At 60.1% G+C, this 2,936-nt stretch carries 3 protein-coding genes; 1 reads left to right on the top strand and 2 read right to left on the bottom strand.

Translation table 11 applies throughout. The features are described from left to right. On the top strand, positions 1-353 hold a 353-nt coding region (locus tag VGH98_08285; protein HEY2375955.1), incomplete at its 5' end, for a molybdopterin-dependent oxidoreductase. Between the two features lie 670 nt (positions 354-1,023). On the opposite strand, the gene VGH98_08280 is transcribed toward VGH98_08285, so the two are convergent. Both VGH98_08280 and VGH98_08275 read right to left on the bottom strand, forming a co-directional pair. Next, positions 1,024-1,977 (bottom strand): redoxin domain-containing protein, encoded by a 954-nt coding sequence (locus VGH98_08280; GenBank protein HEY2375954.1) that lies wholly within the window; start codon positions 1,975-1,977, stop codon positions 1,024-1,026. 85 nt (positions 1,978-2,062) lie between these two features. After that, positions 2,063-2,936, bottom strand: an 874-nt coding sequence (locus tag VGH98_08275) for an enoyl-CoA hydratase/isomerase family protein (protein ID HEY2375953.1), incomplete at its 5' end; no start/stop codon positions are given.

Genomic DNA, 2,936 nt, shown 5'->3' with positions numbered 1-2,936 from the left:
GGAAGGGGGTGCCCATGAGCAAGCTCATCGGTCTCGTGAAGCCGACCGCAGCGGCACGCACGGTTGTCTTCTTCTCGTTTGGCGAAGGACTGTACGGCGGCGGGTACTACGAGACGCAGCGCTTCGAGGACGTCCTTCAACCGCAGTGTCTGTTGGCGCTCGAGATGAATCAGCGACCGCTTCCGGATGTCTATGGGGCGCCCCTGCGGCTCCGTGTCGAGAACCAACTCGGATACAAGATGGTCAAATGGGTCGAACGGATCGAGTTCATTGAATCCGAGAAGCAGATGGGCGAAGGGGAAGGCGGCAAGAACGAAGACGACGAATACTTCGATCTGCTGCCAAACATCTGAACTGCGCCATCGGATCAGGAGCAGGTGGAAATCGTCCAGTACGGCGAGCCCGTGTCACATAGCCTCTCGCGCGGCCTTCTGCACCAGATCCAGCTTGGGTAAATCGCCGTAAGTGATCGCGGTACATTCAGAGGTCTGACACAATTCGGCGCGCACATCGGTGGCGTGCGCGCCCAACCCTTTGAATGCAAACAAGATCGGAGGAAGTGGTCGGAAGTCGCCGGCGTGTGCGATAATCCTCGTTCGCCGCTCGCAAGCCGTTGATTCTAAAGCGGAGAGATGTCCGAGTGGTTGAAGGAGCACGCTTGGAAATTGACTCCCGCCGCGCGTGCTGACGCACACCGAATCCCACCAACGCACTTCCGATCAACGACTTCACCCTACAACGATGTGCGTCGACGTGTCCCCGTAAATCACGGTGTTGACCCAGGGTTTCGGGGGGTATGTGACACAGTTCTGACACAGTTCGCCGATTCACTTACACCGTACATCTCGATGTTCTTACGTACGCATCGATGGGAGCGGACAGCAACTGAGTCGAGTTCGAGCCGGTCGACTTGGTATCGCCCTCGTACCGAGGGCGATACCAAATCTTGCAAAAGCGAGAACGCGTCCGGACCAGTTCGTCAACACTAGATGCGTCAGAGCATCCCCGCAGCATTCGAATTCCTCAGGGCCCGAACGTGAACACATACGCGCGCAGCCCTGGACCGCCAGAGGCCAGCGTGAGTACGTGGCGTCGTCGCACGGCTCCGGCGACCAGGCGAATCATTCCCGATCGATCGAAACGCGCAAATCCGTCTGTGCCCACATCCATTCCGCGTGCGTCTCCGACCGGCTGTCCATCGAGCAGTACTGAAACAGCCGCAACTCCCGCTGCCCCGGGTTGCATGACGAGATTCACCTCGGAGGCCGTAAAAGGGAGGACGATTTCGCCGTTGCCCTTCTTCAGTTCGATGTACTCGTGGTCGATGTGCCAATCGCCCTTCAGTGTGACAGCCCCCGGCTCGCGCCGGTCAGCGCCGAGGTAAGTCTCGTTCGTAATCCCGGCGTAGGAAGGTTGACCAGTCTTCGCAAACGTCGTCGACTCGCCGCTCAACGGCGGCATCATGATTCCGGGCTGTGCACCAAGCAAGAGACGCCTGATCTCACGCTCGATTTCGTCGTAGTTCCCTTCTCCGACCCATCGGTGCACGAGGCGTCCTCGATCATCGAAGAGATATTTCGCGGGCCACGCGTCGTTCCCAAATGCCCGCCAGATGGCGAACTCGTTATCGATCGCGATCGGGTAGGTTAGTCCTCGATCACGAATGCCGCGGTCGATGTTCTCAGCGCGCCTGCCGAATTCGAACTCGGGGGCATGGACCCCGATCACAACGAGACCGAATGATGCGTACTCGCGATTCCATGCCTTGACATACGGCGCGGTGCGGATCCAGTTCACGCAGGTATATTCCCAGAAGTCGACAAGCACGACTTTCCCGCGCAGCGCCACAGCCGTGAGCGCCGGCGAATTCACCCAGCGCTCTGCCTTCAGCGAAGGCAGTGTGCTGTCCGCGATCACGAGACATGATGCCGCGGCGAAACCGAGCAGTACGAACAGCGGACCCACGGTGGCTAGCACGCGCCGTCGCCATTTCCACGCTCCGCGATGGTCTTCGCAAGAAGCAGTAAATCCATGTTGGACCTCCTGTGTTTCGGCGTTCACGTCAGTCGCCGATGCGACCGAGGTATGCCCCAAGCTCGTTTTCGGCTGCCCCTGGCTTGTGAAAGCCAAGCTTCATGAATGCCTGGAGCCGCGCCTGTGTCGACGGTCGTGCAACAGACGCCATGCATGCGTCCCATCCGGCCGCGATCTCCACATCGGCCGGCAGGCTGGCGTTCACGAGACGCTTGGTGTTGGCGATTGCCCACTTGTCGAATGCCGAAATGCGTGTCGCGAGGGCGTCGACGAACGCGTCGAGCTCGGCATCCGGGAGCGCCCGGTTCACATAGCCGTAAGCCTCGGCCAGTTCTCCTCCAATGTCGTTCGAGCTGAGGAGCACTTCCAGCGCCCGTCCGCGGCCGATCAGGTGAGGCAGACGCGCCATCGGTCCGCCGCCGGCGATCATCCCGACCCCTACCTCCCATTGCGAGAGCACCGCCTTTTCTCGACTGACGAACGTCATGTCGCACGCGAGCGCAATCTCGCTGCCGTTGCCGGTGGCGCGTCCTCGAATCGACGCGATCGACACGACCGGCATGCGTGTCAGTCGGACGAGGATGTCAGGCCACGCCTCGAGACCGGTCGGCCCTTGCGGAATGCTCTTCAGGTCCGCGAAGTCGGCATAGAAGTCGCTGTGGTTCAGGAAGAAGCCGTCGACGGCGCTATCGAAGATTACGACCCTGACCTGCTCGTCGGCTTCGATGGCCGACATGATGGTCCTGAATTCACGGACAAACTGCGGCCCCATGACATTGAGCGGCGGATTGTCGAACGTGATCCGCCAGCATGCGGGTGACGTTCGATTGAGTCTGATTTGCGCAGCGCTTGTTACCGGGCTCACAAAAACCTCCAGCGGCAGGACAAACCAACCACGCACT

The organism is Gemmatimonadaceae bacterium (assembly GCA_036496605.1).
Taxonomy (GTDB): Bacteria; Gemmatimonadota; Gemmatimonadetes; order Gemmatimonadales; family Gemmatimonadaceae; genus AG2.
Note: the sequence above shows the minus strand (reverse complement) of the source record. Positions and strands in the feature narration are given on the sequence as shown.